Annotated in this window: 15 protein-coding genes and 1 other annotated feature (1 of these 16 cut by a window edge); of the genes, 12 read left to right on the top strand and 3 right to left on the bottom strand. The window is 45.1% G+C overall.

All coding sequences use genetic code 11. The features are described from left to right. The first annotated feature begins 119 nt into the window (after window positions 1-119). Window positions 120-2645, top strand: a complete 2526-nt coding sequence (locus EDD70_RS03655) for a cation-translocating P-type ATPase (protein WP_092752913.1) — start codon at window positions 120-122, stop codon at window positions 2643-2645. 43 nt (window positions 2646-2688) lie between these two features. On the opposite strand, the gene EDD70_RS03660 is transcribed toward EDD70_RS03655, so the two are convergent. From EDD70_RS03660 to EDD70_RS03670, 3 genes are all read right to left on the bottom strand, one after another. Next, window positions 2689-3090, bottom strand: a complete 402-nt coding sequence (locus EDD70_RS03660; protein WP_092752911.1) for a ferritin family protein — start codon at window positions 3088-3090, stop codon at window positions 2689-2691. Window positions 3091-3180: 90 nt separating this feature from the next. After that, on the bottom strand, window positions 3181-4632 hold the full coding sequence (locus EDD70_RS03665) for a sensor histidine kinase (RefSeq protein WP_092752909.1): 1452 nt from the start codon (window positions 4630-4632) through the stop codon (window positions 3181-3183). Continuing rightward, window positions 4619-5317 (bottom strand): response regulator transcription factor, encoded by a 699-nt coding sequence (locus EDD70_RS03670; protein ID WP_092752907.1) that lies wholly within the window; start codon window positions 5315-5317, stop codon window positions 4619-4621. The genes EDD70_RS03665 and EDD70_RS03670 overlap by 14 nt, the downstream gene beginning before the upstream one ends. 182 nt (window positions 5318-5499) lie before the next feature. On the opposite strand from EDD70_RS03670, the gene EDD70_RS03675 reads away from it, so the two are divergent. From EDD70_RS03675 to EDD70_RS03725, 11 genes are all read left to right on the top strand, one after another. Then, window positions 5500-5943 (top strand): hypothetical protein, encoded by a 444-nt coding sequence (locus tag EDD70_RS03675; protein WP_092752905.1) that lies wholly within the window; start codon window positions 5500-5502, stop codon window positions 5941-5943. A gap of 284 nt (window positions 5944-6227) precedes the next feature. After that, window positions 6228-6905, top strand: a complete 678-nt coding sequence (locus EDD70_RS03680; protein WP_092752903.1) for a FadR/GntR family transcriptional regulator — start codon at window positions 6228-6230, stop codon at window positions 6903-6905. Window positions 6906-6924: 19 nt separating this feature from the next. Then, on the top strand, window positions 6925-8289 hold the full coding sequence (locus EDD70_RS03685) for an acyclic terpene utilization AtuA family protein (protein ID WP_092752901.1): 1365 nt from the start codon (window positions 6925-6927) through the stop codon (window positions 8287-8289). 12 nt (window positions 8290-8301) lie between these two features. Further along, window positions 8302-8613: a DUF4387 domain-containing protein gene (locus EDD70_RS03690; protein ID WP_092752899.1), complete on the top strand. Its 312-nt coding sequence runs from the start codon at window positions 8302-8304 to the stop codon at window positions 8611-8613. 11 nt (window positions 8614-8624) lie between these two features. After that, entirely contained in the window at window positions 8625-9566 is a 942-nt protein-coding gene (locus EDD70_RS03695) for an ABC transporter permease (RefSeq protein WP_092752897.1), read from the top strand. Next, on the top strand, window positions 9560-10456 hold the full coding sequence (locus tag EDD70_RS03700) for a carbohydrate ABC transporter permease (protein WP_243116507.1): 897 nt from the start codon (window positions 9560-9562) through the stop codon (window positions 10454-10456). Before EDD70_RS03695 ends, EDD70_RS03700 begins: the two co-directional genes overlap by 7 nt. 34 nt (window positions 10457-10490) lie before the next feature. Next, window positions 10491-11990: an extracellular solute-binding protein gene (locus EDD70_RS03705; RefSeq protein ID WP_092752895.1), complete on the top strand. Its 1500-nt coding sequence runs from the start codon at window positions 10491-10493 to the stop codon at window positions 11988-11990. Between the two features lie 59 nt (window positions 11991-12049). After that, window positions 12050-14143 (top strand): ADP-ribosylglycohydrolase family protein, encoded by a 2094-nt coding sequence (locus EDD70_RS03710; protein WP_242943091.1) that lies wholly within the window; start codon window positions 12050-12052, stop codon window positions 14141-14143. 25 nt (window positions 14144-14168) lie between these two features. Continuing rightward, window positions 14169-15152, top strand: a complete 984-nt coding sequence (locus tag EDD70_RS03715; RefSeq protein WP_092752893.1) for an ADP-ribosylglycohydrolase family protein — start codon at window positions 14169-14171, stop codon at window positions 15150-15152. Window positions 15153-15308: 156 nt separating this feature from the next. Continuing rightward, the gene (locus EDD70_RS03720) at window positions 15309-16088 is read left to right on the top strand and encodes a sirohydrochlorin cobaltochelatase (protein WP_092752891.1); all 780 of its coding nucleotides are present in this window, start codon (window positions 15309-15311) and stop codon (window positions 16086-16088) included. 25 nt (window positions 16089-16113) lie between these two features. Then, window positions 16114-16674: a thymidine kinase gene (locus tag EDD70_RS03725; protein ID WP_092752889.1), complete on the top strand. Its 561-nt coding sequence runs from the start codon at window positions 16114-16116 to the stop codon at window positions 16672-16674. Between the two features lie 124 nt (window positions 16675-16798). Continuing rightward, window positions 16799-16951: a binding site (T-box leader), on the top strand (it continues 98 nt past the right edge of the window).

Genomic DNA, 16951 nt, shown 5'->3' on the forward strand with positions numbered 1-16951 from the left:
GGTGTATTTTTTTATACATTTTGGAACATAGGCTGAAAGGGAAATCCCCGAAGAAAATATGATGGAGTGGCATAGAGCTATCTTTAATCCGCTGAAAAGCGCAACGGAGGTAACTTACTATGACAGAACAAAAAACAGTTCCAAATGGTTTGACGAGTGAGCAAGCAAAAAAACTACAGGAGAAGTATGGTAAAAACGAGCTGACGCAAGAAAAAAAGCAAAGCTTTTTTAAAAAGACACTGCATGTTGTTTGTGAGCCAATGTTTTTACTGCTTATTTTTGCAGCACTGATTTATTTTATTTTAGGCGAGCCGCGTGATGGTGCAATCATGCTGGTTTTTGTTTTTGGTGTTATCAGCATTGATGTTATTCAAGAATGGAAAACAGACAAAACTTTAAATGCATTAAAAGATCTTTCTGCACCGCATGTTAAGGTACTGCGCGATGGAAAAGAAACGGTTATCCCCAGTAAAGATTTGGTACCGGGCGACCTGATGCTGATTGCCGAGGGGGTGAAAATCCCTGCGGACGGGACGGTGCTCAAAGCAAACGATTTATGTGTAGATGAATCATCTTTGACAGGGGAACCGGAGGGTGTTTGGAAAGTGACGCCAGACGAGGAAGAGCCGTCTTTGGATTATTGGAGAAAAGATTACTGCTACGCAGGTACCTTGGTAACGCAAGGCAGTGCATGTATTTTGGTAGATAAAATCGGCGCATCCACCGAATATGGCAAAATCGGTAAAAATGTAGCCGCAGCACCCGAAACTCCAACACCGCTTCAAAAACAAACCCGTAAGCTGGTAAAGCTTTGTGCCGTGATTGCAGCGGTGCTGTTTGCTTTAGTTGGCGTTATTACCTATTTCAATATACGCGACCACGCGTTTGGCAGCAGATTGATAGAAAGCATTCTATCCGGTATTACCCTTGCCATGGCAATGATACCGGAAGAATTCCCTGTGATTTTAACGGTGTTTTTATCGATGGGCGCATGGCGTCTGGCAAAAAAACACTCGCTTGTTCGCAAACTCCCATCTGTGGAGACGTTGGGTGCAGTTTCGGTGCTGTGCGTGGACAAAACAGGTACAATCACGATGAACCAAATGACGGTGCGCGAAACATGGGCAGTTGACGGTGACTCCGATACTCTTTGCGAAATCATGGGGCTTGGCTGCGAAGCCGATGCTTACGACCCAATGGAAAAAGCAATGCTTAATTACTGCGAAACCGTGGGTATTACCAAAGAGCATTTGCTAAGCGGGCAGCTGCTTGCCGAATATTCTTTTACCAATGAACTTAAAATGATGGGGCATGTATGGCAGCACGACGGTGAAATTATTGTTGCAGCCAAAGGCTCGCCCGAGCGTATTTTGACACTCTGCGATTTAGATGCCGAAGAGAAAATACAAGCAGAGGATAAAATACTGGAGTTATCGCAGCAGGGGCTGCGCGTGATTGCCGTTGGTAGGATGAACCCGAAAAGTATAACAGAGATTCCCGATAAAATTACCGATTGCAAGCTTACGCTTTGTGGGCTTGTCGGTTTAGCCGACCCGCCGCGGCAATCGGTAAAGCAGGATATTCAGCAGTGTATTAAGGCGGGGATACGCGTTGTTATGATAACGGGCGACAACGGAGTTACCGCAAGCAGCATTGCCAAGCAGATTGGTATGCCCAACAGCGACAGCATTATATCAGGCGATGAGCTAAACCAAATGAGTGACGAAGAACTGCGCAAGAGAATAGAGCACGTGAGTATTTTCTCACGCGTTGTGCCGGAACATAAAATGCGCATTGTGAGGGCATTTCAAGAAAATGGCGAAATAGTTGCTATGACAGGGGACGGCGTAAATGATGCGCCTGCCCTAAAATATGCAGATATTGGTATAGCGATGGGCAAACGAGGTTCAGAAGTCTCTCGCGAAGCGGCAGACCTTATTTTAATGGATGACAACTTTTCTACCATAGTAGATACTGTTCGAGATGGCAGAAGAATTTATGACAATATTAGAAAAGCAGTGGGTTATGTGTTTACCATCCATATACCCATTGCGCTGGCATCGCTGCTTGCACCGTTTCTCGGTATCAGCCCTGCAAACCTTTTACTGCTGCCCCTTCATGTAGTGTTATTGGAGTTGATCATTGATCCCACTTGCTCCATTGTACTGGAGCGTCAGCCTGCCGAGCATGATATTATGCATCGTAAACCACGAAACCCAAATGAAAAGATTTTGACCGCAGCAACGCTTATTAAAAGTGTTTTGCAAGGGATTGTTATTTTTGCTGCCGCTTTTGGAACGTATTTGGTATTCTTAAAACAGAGCAGCGGCAATGCACCGCTTGCAAGAACAATGGGGCTTACCATTATTATTCTTGCCAATCTCTTTTTGGTGCAGGTAAACAGTTCCAACTGCGATTTTGCCTTGCAGTCTTTGTTTCAGCTGGCAAAAGACAAGGTAATGTGGGCGGTAAATATTGTAACTTTTGGCGGTTTACTTTTGATTTTATATACGCCGTTCAGCACTTTTTTAAAGCTTACACCGCTTAGCGGTACACAATTTGTAATGGCTGCTGTACTATCAGCAGTGTCTGTATATTGGTACGAGGCAGTAAAACTTGTAAAGAAAATAATAAAAAAGAAATAAACAAAAAACGGTTAAGATAAATTTTATCTTGACCGTTTTTTTGCTACTGATTTAAAAGGTAAAGCAACCTGAGTGCGTGCACATTCTCGTCGGTTCTTGCACGATAATATGCATTTTTAAGGACATTGTTTTGCGTTGTTTGCAGATATTGCTCGCCGTATTTACGAAAATCTCCGCTTTCATCCAAAACCCGTTCTCTTAAAATATCGCGATACGAACCATGTAAAACAACCGGCTGCATCGATGGGTTGTAGCTGCGGCCTGCTAGCGCACGGTAGATGCGCTTAAACTCTTCGGCGTGCGCCTGCTCGTCTTCAGCAAACTCCATCAAAAGCTGGCGCGCGGTTTCGCTTGGTGCAATTTTTGAAAGTTCGCGGTAAAGCGCGGCATCGCTGAGCTCTGCACTAATGTACATTTGTAGTTTTTGCGGTACAGTTATTTCCAATAAAATCCCCCCCTTAAGTACTCTTTTGCCAACATGATAATATATGACATATACAAAGGGGGAGTTACTGCCAGTGGCAGAATCTTAATTTTATTCGCTTAGGACAAACTGGAAACAAGCCCCGCCGCCTTGGGCATTTTGTGCAGTAAGTTTTATACGGTGCCGTTCGGCAATTTGTTTTGCAATGGCAAGCCCAAGCCCTGTACCGGTTTTGTTCTGCTCGGAACGAGACTTGTAAAAACGGTCAAAAATATAAGGCAAAATATCTTGTGCAATGCCCGAGCCGCAATCGCGAATGGTTAAGATTTGCTCGTTCAATGTAACTTCAACTGTACCCTGTTCAGGAGAAAATTTGATGGCGTTATCCAGCACAACCAACAGCATTTGCCGCAGCCTTGCATAGTCACCGTAAAAAGCACAAAGTGTTGGCATTTTTTGCAGTTTAAGGTTTACGTTTTTTCGTGCGGCAATGTGTTGGGCACTTCTTACAGCGTCATCTACAATATCGCAAAAGTTGATTTCTTGCATTTCTATTTCAAAATCGTTGTTTTGCAAACGTGATAAATCAAGCAGGTCGCCCACAAGGCGCTGTAAATAAACCGATTCTCCCAGCATCTGCCGGTGGTAATCTTTTATCTGTTCAGGCTCAGTTACCACCTCATCCACCAAAGCCTCTAAAGAACCGCGCATTACCGTAACGGGGGTTCGCAGTTCGTGCGAAATGTTGGCTATAAAATCGCGCCGCATCTGTTCAAGTTTTTGGCTTTGCCTGCTGGCTTCATCCAAACGGTCGGTGAGTACATCCATTGTATCGGCAAGCTCGCCGATTTCATCGTTCTGGTGTATCTGGTTTTTCACTTTGTAATCGCCCTGTGCAAGGCGTAAGGCGGTATTTTTCATCTTATTAAGCGGCTTGGTAAATGTAACGGAAAAAGCTACAGCAAGCAGCACCGCTATAAACAGTGCCGCCGTTATACTAATGCCCAGGGTGGCTAACCCTTGTTTTACGGCGGTGTTGGTGCCTTCTACAGGCGAGTGGAGCAAAACTACGCCAATCACGTTAGTGCCGTATTTTATGGGTGTACCTACTGTAAGGGTGGGTGCTTGCAAAAGTTCGCTGAAATTCTCACTGAAAGCGGTTTTGCCACTAAAAACTTCATCGATAACAACATCTGCATTTGCGGGCAAATCTTTGTAAGTAAGCCCGTTGCCGTAGCGTCGCCCCGTGGTAATTAAATTGTGGTTTTCATCAATCACCCATATGTCCGTCATAGCAATTTCATCTAAAAATGTAAGATATGCACCGAAACCGCCCATCCCCATACCCATACCCATGCCGTGCCCCGAGGTTTGACCATTGGCGATAAACTCCGATAATTTTTCGGCAATGCTTACTGCCCTTTGCTGCATGTCGTTTTTTTGTATTTCAATAATGTGATTGCGAAACAGTACCATAAATATGCCGCTGATTATCACAGAAAAAACTACCAGACAGGCGGCAAAATAGGCTGTAAGCTTCAGCGCAATTTTATTTTTGAACATCGTTTTTTACCTCAAATTTATATCCTACGCCCCAAATGGTTTTAATTTCCCAAGAGGGGTGCTCTTGTACATCCAGTTTTGCACGAAGCCGTTTGATATGAGAATCCACGGTGCGGTTATCGCCGAAATAATCGTACCCCCAAAGAGCATTAAGCAAATTGTCTCTCGAAAACACCTTGTTTTTATTGGTGGCAAGCGTCCATAACAGCTCAATTTCTTTTTTTGTAAGCAAGATATCTTCGTTGTTTACACAGGCGGAATATTCATCAAGGTTGATTTTAAGATTGTCAAATTCAAAAATTTGAGCAGGATTTGCTTCTTCGCGGTTGATTCTGCGAAGAATAGCGCGCACCCTTGCCATAACCTCAGACGGCGAAAAGGGCTTTACAATATAATCGTCTGCACCGATATCAAGCCCCATTATTTTTTCAAAATCTTCACCTCGTGCGGTTATCATAATAATGGGCACGGTTGAAATTTTTCGTATTTCTCTGCAAACCTCAAAGCCATCCATTTTGGGCATCATCACATCCAGCAAAATAACATCGGGTTTGTTTTGCTCAAATTTTAATAATACGTCGGCACCGTCGTACGCTGTAACAGGCGAATACCCCTCTTTTTTTGCGTACTCCTGCAAAATAGATGTGATTTGTTTGTTGTCGTCTGCAATCAAGATGGTTGACATAGGTATCACCTCATCAAGTTTATATTTCTTGAATCTATTATAACGGTATGTTATGACAAAACTATGTTTTTATAAGCATAAATACCTTAACTTTGTATCACTAGAAACATAATTTTGCCACAATCCTTCGGTATTATAAGGGCACACCACAAAACAAACAAAAGAATCAGGAGGAATTTATTATGAAAAAACTAATCGTTATTGGTGCAGCAGTATTTCTTCTCAGTGTATTATCCATCAGCGCGTTTGCAGCGTCTGTGTACAACAGCCCTGCAGAGGCAGTAGCTGGGCTGACTGGCAGAACGGTGGAGGATGTTACAAAAGAAAGAACAGAAAGCGGAAAATCTTACGGTGCAATTGCAAACGATGCAGGAAAACTTGATGAATTCAAAAAAGAGACACAAGAAATAAGAAAAGATATTCTTGCAGAAAAAGTTGCTGACGGTACAATCACACAAGGCCAAGCAGACGATGCCTTGAAAGCTTACGAAGAGAGACAAGCTTTTTGCGACGGAACAGGTTCAGGCAACGGCGGCTGCGGCGGTAACAGAAACGGTGCAGGCCGCGCTCAAGGTCAGTCAAGGGGTTGGGGTGCAGGCAACGGAATGGGAATGCTCAATGTTTAGTGAATAAGCTGAATATTTAAACTATGTAAAGAACGGCTGCGTTTGGCAGTCGTTCTTTTTTGAGTTTTAACGGATAACACTATAATAAACGATATTTTCATCGGTTTCTATTTTGCATTTTGCACAGATTATTTTTTGTTTTTAGATAATGTATACAAAATATATAAATAAAATACAAAACTATTGCAAATATTTAAGATGAATGATACCATATAGTTAAATTGTTAAACAATTAGATTATTAAACAATATAAATATGCCATATTGGCAGAATAGGTGGTAGAAATGGATATCAAGCCTGTACGCAATGAAAGACTTTCGGATAAAGTAGTCAATCAGATTGTGAATATGATGCGCGACGGCAGCCTCAAACCGGGCGACAAATTACCCAATGAAACTTTGTTTGCCGAGCAGTTCGGCGTTAGCAGAGGCATATTGCGCGAGGCTTTAACACAGCTGCAGGCACAAGGATATATACGCAGAAAGCCCAAAGACGGCACGTATATACAAGATAATATTCAGGGGAAGCTCATGAACGAATCGGTAAATGAGGCACTGAAAAAAGCTACCTACAGCGATTTGGTAGACTTTAGAGAAACTTTAGAGCTAAAAATGGTTGAGCGCGCAATAGAACGTGCCAGTGACGAAGAAATTGAAGAACTGTTTGATGGGTTGGAAGTTGCGGCAAGCGACGAAGAACAGCACAATATGGATCATTATTTTCACTACAAGCTGGCGCAGGCATCCCGTAATATTTTTTATATGAATTTTATCGATACCTACTACGACCTTATCAGCGAAATTGCGATGAAGAGCCATCGTGACCAGGTAAGACGCGACCAAATTGCACAAGAGCACCTTGCCATTGCGAAGGCGGTAGCAAACCGCGATAAACAGGCGGCAAAACAGGCGGTACGCCATCATATGCGCATGGTAGATAAGAAAATTGAAAGTATGGAATAAGATTAAGGAAGTGCAAAAGATGAGAAAATGTTTCAAAATATTATCGCCTTGCGGTATTTTAGGCTATGGCTTTCCGACAGAGTCGTTTGAAAGCGGGTTAAACGATTGCCCCGATGCAATTATAGTTGATGCGGGCTCTACCGATGCCGGACCGCACAAGCTCGGTGCAAACACTGCCATTGTAAGCCGTCAGGCTTGTAAAAAAGATTTGGAACGTTTAATTACAGCAGGTGTAAAACATAAAATTCCCGTTATTATCGGTTCGGCAGGCGGCAGCGGGGGTAAATCGCACGTACTATGGACACTCGATATCATAAACGAAGTGTTGGCAGAACATAAAATCACTAACCTAAAGCAGGCGATTATCTGGGCAGATATCCCAAAAGACATTATTCGCGAAAACATGAAGCAGGGCAAGGTGACACCGCTTGGCGATTCGGTACCCCAACTTACCGAAGACGCGTTGGAGCAGACAACGGGTGTGGTAGCGCAGATGGGGATGGAGCCCATTTTGGAGGCACTCGAAAATGGTGCACAGCTGATTATTTGCGGCAGAGCATACGACCCATCGCCCTTTGCAGCAGCAGGGGTGTTTGCAGGGTTTGATGAGGCACTTGCTTACCATCTGGGTAAGGTGCTGGAATGCGGCGCATTGTGCTGTGAACCCGGCACAACCAAAGATTGTATGATGGGCGTTTTGTATGAGGATTGCTTTGAGGTTTACCCCACCAACCACACCCGCAAATGCACTACCGTCAGCGTAGCAGCACATACGTTTTATGAAAAAGATCACCCCTACATATTGCATGGCCCGGGAGTGGTACTGGACTTGAAAAATTGCGAATTTACCGATTGCGGCGCAGGGCGTGTTCGCGTCAGCGGCAGTAAAATGAAAAAGACGCCTGTGTACCAAATCAAACTGGAAGGTGCGCGACGGGTTGCGTACCGAACCTTTGTGGTTGCAGGTATACGAGACCCATTGCTTATCGACAAGGTTGAAGAAGTAGAAGAACAGGTGAAAAACAGCGTGATGAACCAATTCAGTGAAATCCCGCGCGGCAGTTATCAAATCAACTTTTACAACTATGGCAAAAACGGGGTAATGGGCACGTTGGAGCCACACAACACAGCAGGGCACGAAATTGGTGTGCTGTTTGAGGTGATTGCCCAAACTCAAAGTGAAGCATCTGCATTGTGCAGTGCGGTGCGCTCTACCTTTATGCATTACGGTTATGAGGGCAGAAAATCCACAGCAGGTAATTTGGCATTTCCGTTTGCACCAAGCGACGTCGAATTTGGTGCCGTGTACGAATTTTCGGTATATCATTTGATGGAAACAGCGGATGCCAAAGCATTGTTCCCCATTGAATACAGCTTAAGATAGGAGGCACAGCCAATGGATAGATTGGTTGATTTGGCAAAAGTATTGAGAAGTAAAAACAGCGGCCCGTTTGAAATAACCTTGGATGTGCTGTTTGATAAACCTGAGAATTACCGCAGGGTGGCAGACAGCGGAGTCATCAATATAGATACCATCTGCAAGCTTTACCAGTTAAAGCCGAAAGATATCTGCGGAATTGTTTTTTTTGAAAAAGGATTGGGAATCAAGATAACATATAACAGAGCAGTTTCTTCGGGCACTTGCTGCGACCGCGATGTTTACGGTGCACAGCAGCATGCCCCGCTCATGGATATATTGATTCCGTAAGGAGGAGTATTATGACACTTACAAAATCAAATAAGCCTCCCAAGGTAAAGCTGAATCCGCAAAAGCTGTGGCGGCAGGTGCGCGCGGATAAGGTGTTGTATTTGATGCTGGCGCCCACGATTTTATATTTTATTATATTCCGACTGTGGCCTATTCTTGGTATGAGGCTGGCATTTTACAACTACAAGGCACGCGGACCATGGACTTTTGCGGGGCTAAAATATTTTAAAATGATATTTAAAACCTCTGCATTCGGCGAAATTCTTTCCAATACACTTATCATCAGTTTTATGAAGTATATCCTGTTGTTCCCGCTTTTTGTTTTGTTTGCTATTTTGCTCAATGAACTAAGAGTAGGAGTATTTCGCAAATATGTACAGGTAATTTCTTATTTACCGCACTTTTTGTCGTGGGTGGTTATTGCAGGCATTTGGATTTCTGCACTGTCGCCTTCATCGGGTGCAGTAAACCAAATTCTTGGCATCTTCCATATTCCCGCAGTTGATTTTATGACAGACAAAACAAAGATACGCTGGATTTTGATGTTGTCGGAGGCATGGAGAAGTATCGGTTGGGATTCGATTTTTTATTTTACCGCGATTCTAAATATTTCGCCTAGCCTTTACGAAGCCGCCGAAATTGACGGTGCCAATCGCATCAATATTATTAAATCAATTATACTGCCTGCTTTGATTACACCCATGATTACCATGTTTATTTTAAACCTTGGTTTCTTCCTCAATGCGGGTTTTGACCAAGTACTGAACTTTTCGAACGATGCAGTGCTCAGCTCGGTAGATATTTTGGATACCTACATCTACCGTATTGGTATTCAAAACGCACAATATTCGCTTGCAACCGCAGTGAGCTTGATTAAGGGTGTAGTGGGCGTTTTGCTTGTTTTGTGTACCCATTTGCTCTCGAAAAAAATCACAGGAAAGGGTGTGTGGTAGCATTGAAACGGTACAAAAAGTATACCTTTGCTCAAATTGTTTTAATGATCGTTTTGGGTGCCATCACACTTACCATGATTGTACCTTTGCTCAATATATTGGCACGTTCTCTTTCCAGTCCCGAGGCATCCGTTTCTATGAGCGGGCTGGAGATTCTCCCAAAAGATTTTGACCTCATCAATTACCGTATCGTGTTTAGCCACCCTGTGCTTATGCCCGCACTGTGGAACTCCATTGTAATCACCGTGGTGGGTACGGCAATTAACATTCTGCTTACCACCACTGCGGCGTATGTACTCACAAGGCCAAAACTTGCATTCAAAAAACCCATTATGGTGTTTTTGATTATTATGATGCTGTTTGAACCGGGGCTTGTTCCCGAATATCTTGTCATTAAAGATTTGGGGTTGATGGGCAGCAAATGGTCGGTAATTTTGCTCACCGCTGTGAACGTTTACTACCTGATTATTATGATGCGTTATTTTGAAGAAGTTCCCGTATCTATTTACGAGGCAGCAACCATTGACGGAGCAGGACATTTACGTATGCTGTTTTCCATCGTGTTTCCGCTTTCCAAAGCCGGTATTGCAACCATCACGATGTTTTATGCCGTAGTGCGTTGGAACGAATATTTCAAAGCAAGCATCTATCTTACCAAGGCAAAGGATACGGTGCTGCAAGTGATTTTGCGCCAGTTCGTCGTTCTTGGCGATACTGTGTCGATTGTAGGGCAGCAGAACCTGTACAACTACAACGACTTAGCACGGATTGACTACAATGCACTCAAGGGTGCCACCATTATTGTGGCGATTATTCCAATTTTGTTACTCTACCCCATTGTTCTGAAGTACTATGCAAAAGACGTAATGGGCGGAGGAGTAAAAGAATAAAAAAGCAAACACAAAGTATAAGGAGGATTTTTAGATGAACCGTTTGATTAGTCTTATTCTCGCAGTACTCATGGTTTTAGCGCTGTTTGCAGGTTGCGGCTCTAAGCAAGGAGCCCCCTCGCAATCAACACCGGAGGCATCCGGCGAAACGTCGGCGACCGAACCTGCAAAAATCGGTACACCCGAAGAACCTGTAACCGTCACTTATCTTTGCAAAGACGTTGTTCCTACCGAAGAAAATGTAATAGAGCTTGTAAAACAAATCGAAGCCGGTATGGCTGCCGAGGGCAACTACATAAAGCTTGAAGTTTTAGAAGCACCTGCGGGCAAATATGCCGAGGTGGTGCCCATTGCTTTTCGTACCGGTCAGGTATCGCCCGACATCATCTATTTTCAGGGCGGGGACCTGCCCATTTCACAAGAGGGTATGCTTGAAGATTTAACCGCGTACATCAACGCCTCTACCAATGTAAAAGCAATTATGCAAGAACATAACACAGAAGCGGTAAAAAATTACCCGTATCTGCTTTGGTTGGCACCCGCCAGAGTGCAGATACCTGTGATCAGAACCGACTGGTTTAATTCGCTTGAAAGCAGCAAAGCACTGCTTGAAAACCCAACCCCCGAAAATTACTATGCCATGTTCAAAGAGATGAAAGACAAAGGCATCTGCGAGTGGCCTATTACCACCGACGGTACCATCTTAAAACTCGACAGTGTGTTCAACCACGCTTTTGGTGTAACCGCGACCATCGTAAAAGAGGGCGACAAGTGGGTTTACTCGAAAGCAACCAAAGCAGAAAAAGATAAACTCGCTTACTATGCAAAACTGTATGCAGACGGCTTGCTCGACAAAGAGTACGTCACAAAACAGTGGGACACCATGGAGCAAGCATTCTACGAAGGACAGGCCGGATTTGTTTCGGGTACAGCGGGCGATGTTATCAACGTTTACAACAATAAAATGGTTCAAACCAAAGGTGAAGCAGCACAGCTGGCAGTTTTGCCGCCCGCAAAAGGCGTGTCACAAGCATACCAATCCATAGACGTTACCAAAGAGTCGCGTGGCTTTGCCATCAATGCAGATTCTGAGGTAAAAGATGCCGCATGGGCAGTATTGGAGTTTATGGCGGGCACCGAAGGCAGAAAACTGGATAAGCTGGGGCTCAAGGATGTTCATTATACCGAAGAAAGCGGAAAATACAAACTCACCGATAAATTCCCCGAATGGTGGGCGCGCTTTTGGCCGACCATGCAGGGGCTCGACACCTCCACAGTCAACGGTCAAGTGCTCACCGAGCCTGCAGTTGCTTCTCTCGAAGCAGCTACCGAGTACTACGCAGCTGATACCAATGTCATTCTGCCCGATGACCTTTTGCCGCTGAAAGATGCGATGGATAAGTTGTACACCGAGTATTCCACCGATATTATCCGCGGTGTGAAAAGTATCGACAGCTTTGACGAGTTTGTCGCCAAATGGAATGCTGCAGGCGGTGATGAAATCAGCAAATATCTAGCAGAAAAATTGGGTTAACTATAAAAGTACCTCTCTTTGTTGCCAGAGAGAGGTACTTCTAAACTAAGGGGTACAATATGATTCCAAATAATTATCTTGAAAAAACTTATGCCGGTTTTATCGGCATGAATGTTGGTATTCGCTTGGGTGCACCGGTAGAACCCACCGCTTGGACAAGCGAGCGCATTGAGCGCTTTTATGGAGACATTACGGGTTATGTAAAGGATTTTAAAAATTTTGCTGCCGACGATGATGCAAACGGCCCCGTATTTTTTCTGCGTGCGTTATATGACGATGCAAAGGACCGAGAGCTTACCCCACAGCACGTTGCCAACGCATGGCTCAACTATGCCAGAGAGGGTATAGGTATGTTTTGGTGGGGCGGATACGGTGTAAGCACCGAGCACACTGCCTACCTCAACCTAAAAGCGGGTATGCCTGCACCACAGTCCGGCTCGGCAGCAACCAACGGGTTGATTATGGCAGAGCAGATTGGCGGACAAATTTTTGTTGATACCTGGGGGTTGGTGTTCCCGGGCAACAGCAAAAAAGCGGCAGAATATGCATCGATGGCGGCAAGTGTTTCGCACGACGGCAACGGCATTTACGGTGGTGCGTTTATGGCGGCATGCATTGCGGCGGCATACAATACTTCGGATATAGACGAGCTGTTGGATGCAGGACTGGAGCAGATACCAAAGGACTGTACCTATGCTAAAGTAGTAAATGCGGTACGCGATTTTCACCGCGAAAACCCCGATGACTGGCGCGCATGCCTTACCTATTTGCAGCAAAACTGGGGTTACGATAAATACACGGGCATATGTCATATGATACCGAATGCGGGTGTATGTGTGCTTGCCATGCTGTACGGCAAAAATTTTGCCCGTACAGTAGAAATTGCAACCATGTGCGGCTGGGATACCGACTGCAACGCGGGCAATGTGGGCACCATCCTAGGCGTAGCGTGCGGGCTTGAGGGGATCCCCGAGCATTACCGTAAACCAATCAACGACGGCATTGTGCTTTCGGGCATATCGGGCTACCTCAACATTCTCGATATCCCCACTTATGCAAAAGAGCTGGTATTGCTGGGGTATCGCTTAGCGGGTGAACAAGCGCCTGCGCAGCTTGAGAATAGCGTTAAGCAAGGTGAAATTCATTTCGATTTTGAACTGCCCGGCTCTACCCACGACCTGCGCCTTTCCAGCAACGCATGCTCACTGCGCCACTCTACCCTGCGTGCATACAGCGGTACAGGTTCTGCCGAAATTTTATTTGACCGCATGTCGCGCGGGCAGAAATGTAAAATTTACTACAAACCGTTTTACCGCCGAGAAGATTTTGACGATGAGCGGTATATGCCGGTATTTTCGCCCACAGCCTATCCGGGGCAAACTGTTTCGATGATGGTATATGCCGACCGCTACACCGGCGAGAGCATTATTCTAAACCCTTATGTGCGCAATACCTCCACCAAGCAGGATGTTTTGTTGGGCGGTATGGTCATCAAAGAAGAAGGATGGCAGAAAATCTCATTTACCATCCCACAGCTTGACGGCGCAATGGTGGATGAAATCGGGCTGTTGTTTGAAGCAAATTCCCCTGCAAAAAACAAAGATTTTGGTTGTTTGTACATAGACGATTTTACCATTACAGGTAAAGCAAGCTATACCATAGACATCTCCAAGCAGAAAAAAGAGTTTGCATCCATCACTCCTTTTTCGCACAATCATGGCGCATGGGAGATTGAAAACGGTATGATAAATGCAATGTGCCTTGAGCACGCCGAGGCAATGACAGGCAGCTATTATATGCGAGATATACGCATTACAGGAAAGATCACCCCGTATACAGGAGAAAGCCATCTCGTATCGGCACGAGTACAGGGTGCATTGCGCGGCTATTACGGCGGCTTTACCGAAAACGGTGTGGCAATTTACTGTAACAACAGCGGTATGAAGCAGCTTGCATCATGCCCGTTTGCGTGGCAATACAACAAAGAATATACAGTGGAACTGCTTGTAATCGGCTCACACATAACACTGTCTGTAGACGGTAAACAGCTGTTGCAGGTAGAAGATTCCACCCACACCTACGGTATGGCAGGCTATGCGATGTATAGCCTCGGCAGAAGCGGTTTCGGCAATCTTACTATCGAAGAACTTTAACCTTGTACAAAAAAGGAGAAGATACATGATTACAACAGAACAGCTTAGAGCAGATAAAAGCCTGGCAAGAAATAAGGCAGTCGGCTGTATATGCGGGCTTGCGATTGGCGATTCCTTTGGCGATGCCTCCAGAATGCAGGATAACCGCGTGAATTACGGCATTACTACCGACTTTAACAGCGGCGCTTCTTGGAGTACCGACGATACCGAGTTTGCACTGCTTACAGCCAAAACCTTGATAGGTTGTAAGGGCAAGTTAACCACCGACGAAGTGGTGAAAGCATGGTTTGAGGATGTTGTGGTACAGGATGAATTCAAAAGAGGCGGAGCGAGCGAAATCGCCGCCGCCAACAATTTGCGTAAAGGGCTGCGCCCACCCCAATCGGGCAAATTCAATACATACCATTTAAGCGACGGCACGGCAATGCGCATTCCTCCTGTCGGCGTTATCTGCGCGGGCGACCCCGAGCGTGCAGCTGCTATGGCAGAAATTGATGCCTCCATCAGCCATTATGCAGACGGCATTTGGGGCGCACAGGCGGTTGCGGCGGCTGTTGCGGTTGCTATGGTGGACGGTACCATGGACGAAATTATCGCCGCAGCGATGAAGCCCATTCCCACCGATTCGTGGCTGTATTACAGCATGAACCGTGCCTTTGAAATTATAGAAAAAGCCAACGGCTCTATTATTGATGCATGGATGCCGCTGCACGACGAATTGCGTGCAAGCACGTGGGCAACTACGGCTGAGGCAATTCCGTCTGCATTTGCAGCACTGAAAATGGCACACAAAGATTTTAAAACAGGCGTTATCGTAGCAGGCAACTTTGCCCGCGATGCCGATACCATTGGCGCAGTTGCAGGCGCTATCCTCGGCGCAAAATACGGTGTGGATGCTATCCCTGCACACTGGGTAGAAAAAACACGCTACCCATCGGGAACATGCCTTAACTTTACCAAAGGCATCGATCTTATTAAAATCGGTGAACAATTGGCAGACCTTATCTAGTAAAAACAAAATGATGCAAAAGCACATCCGCAAAGATAAACCGCGGGTGTGTTTTTTTGTTCTTCTTTCCCGCAGATAGAAAAAATGATATAATAGCCTTTATAATGTTCATTTAACGTATCAAATAAAATTGACAAATGTCGGAGGAAATTTGCCATGAATAAAAAAGCACTGGTGGTTATCAGTTTTGGTACAACTTATCCCGATGCAATGGCAGCAATTGAGAAGATTGAACAGCGTTTGCACAATGCAATGCCGGATTATGACCTGTTTCGGGCATTTACTTCGGGTATGGTGATTCGTAAGCTGCAAAAAGCGCAGGGCATTGCAGTAGAAAGCCCCGAACAGCTGCTAATCCGATTGGCTGAGCAAGGTTACGACGAGATTGTGTGCCAGTCCACTCACGTTATCAACGGTGTGGAATACGACAAGATGTGTTACCAAATCAGCGGGCAAGCGCACAAATTTACCAGCGTAAAGCTTGGCAAGCCGTTGTTGAGTGATGTACAGGATTACATCGACTGCTGCGCATTGTTGATGAAAGAGGTGCCTGCACTCGGCAACGATGAAGCTCTGGTTCTAATGGGGCACGGTACCGACCACTTTGCAAACGGGGCATACAGCCAGTTGGAAAACACGTTTCGCTCGTTGGGATACGAGCGTGTTTATGTGGGCACGGTAGAGGGTTTCCCCAACCTTGATTATGTATTGGGGCGCTTGGATAAACACGAAATTAAAAAGGTGGTTCTAATGCCCTTTATGATTGTTGCAGGTGACCATGCGCAAAATGATATGGCGGGGGACGATGAGGATTCTTGGAAGATGATTCTGGAACAAAAAGGGTACCAAACGCAGATACTGTTGCAGGGTTTGGGCAGCTTGGATGGGATTGGCAATCTTTTTGCGGAGCACCTAAAAAAAGCAGAGGAGCTGTAACAAAGAAAAATGAGGAGGCTATTTTATGCCAAAGCTTTATTTTAAATACGGCGCGATGGGCAGCTCAAAATCTGCACAGGCGCTGATGGCAAAATTTAATTATGAAGAAAAGGGCTACAATGTGGGGCTGATGAAGCCTGCTTTGGATAGCCGTGACGGCGCCGATATTGTAAAAAGCCGCATCGGGCTTACGGGCAAAGGGATTGTAATTACACCTAAGATGGATCTGAACGATTGGTTTTTGCACAATAAGCAATATGATGTATTGATTATAGACGAGGCGCAGTTTCTTACAGGCATACAAATTGACCAACTGAAAGAAATAGCCATGAATTCGGTTCCCGTACTGTGTTATGGGCTCAAAACCGATTTTCGTACCCAAATGTTCGAGGGCAGCAAGCGGCTGTTTGAGATTGCAGATTCGCTTACCGAAATCAAATCGGTTTGCAAATGCGGGCGCAAGGCTGAAGTAAACGCGCGCATCAAAGACGGTAAAATAGTCAAAGAGGGCGAGCAAATCGAAATTGGCGGCAACGATAAGTACATCGGTTTGTGCTACCATTGTTGGCAGCAAGGCAAGCTGTAACTGCATATATGTATAAATTGGCAGTTTATCCAAAAACAAATTTCAATTTCATTAAAAAAGCCCTTGACATTTCGTATTGGCAGGGTATAATAAACCCAATCAAAACTGTAAAACTGAATACACCATAAAAACGATGACGGGAAGAGTAAGTCGAAATGGTAGGTACAGAGAGCCGATGTTAGGTGAGAGTTCGGCGCGGATTTTTGACGGAAGAACATCCCCTAGTTGCTAACCGAAAGCATTTGCAAGTAGGCTTAGCCGCGGGCGGCGCGTTACA

This window comes from Hydrogenoanaerobacterium saccharovorans, from assembly GCF_003814745.1.
GTDB lineage: Bacteria > Bacillota > Clostridia > Oscillospirales > Ruminococcaceae > Hydrogenoanaerobacterium > Hydrogenoanaerobacterium saccharovorans.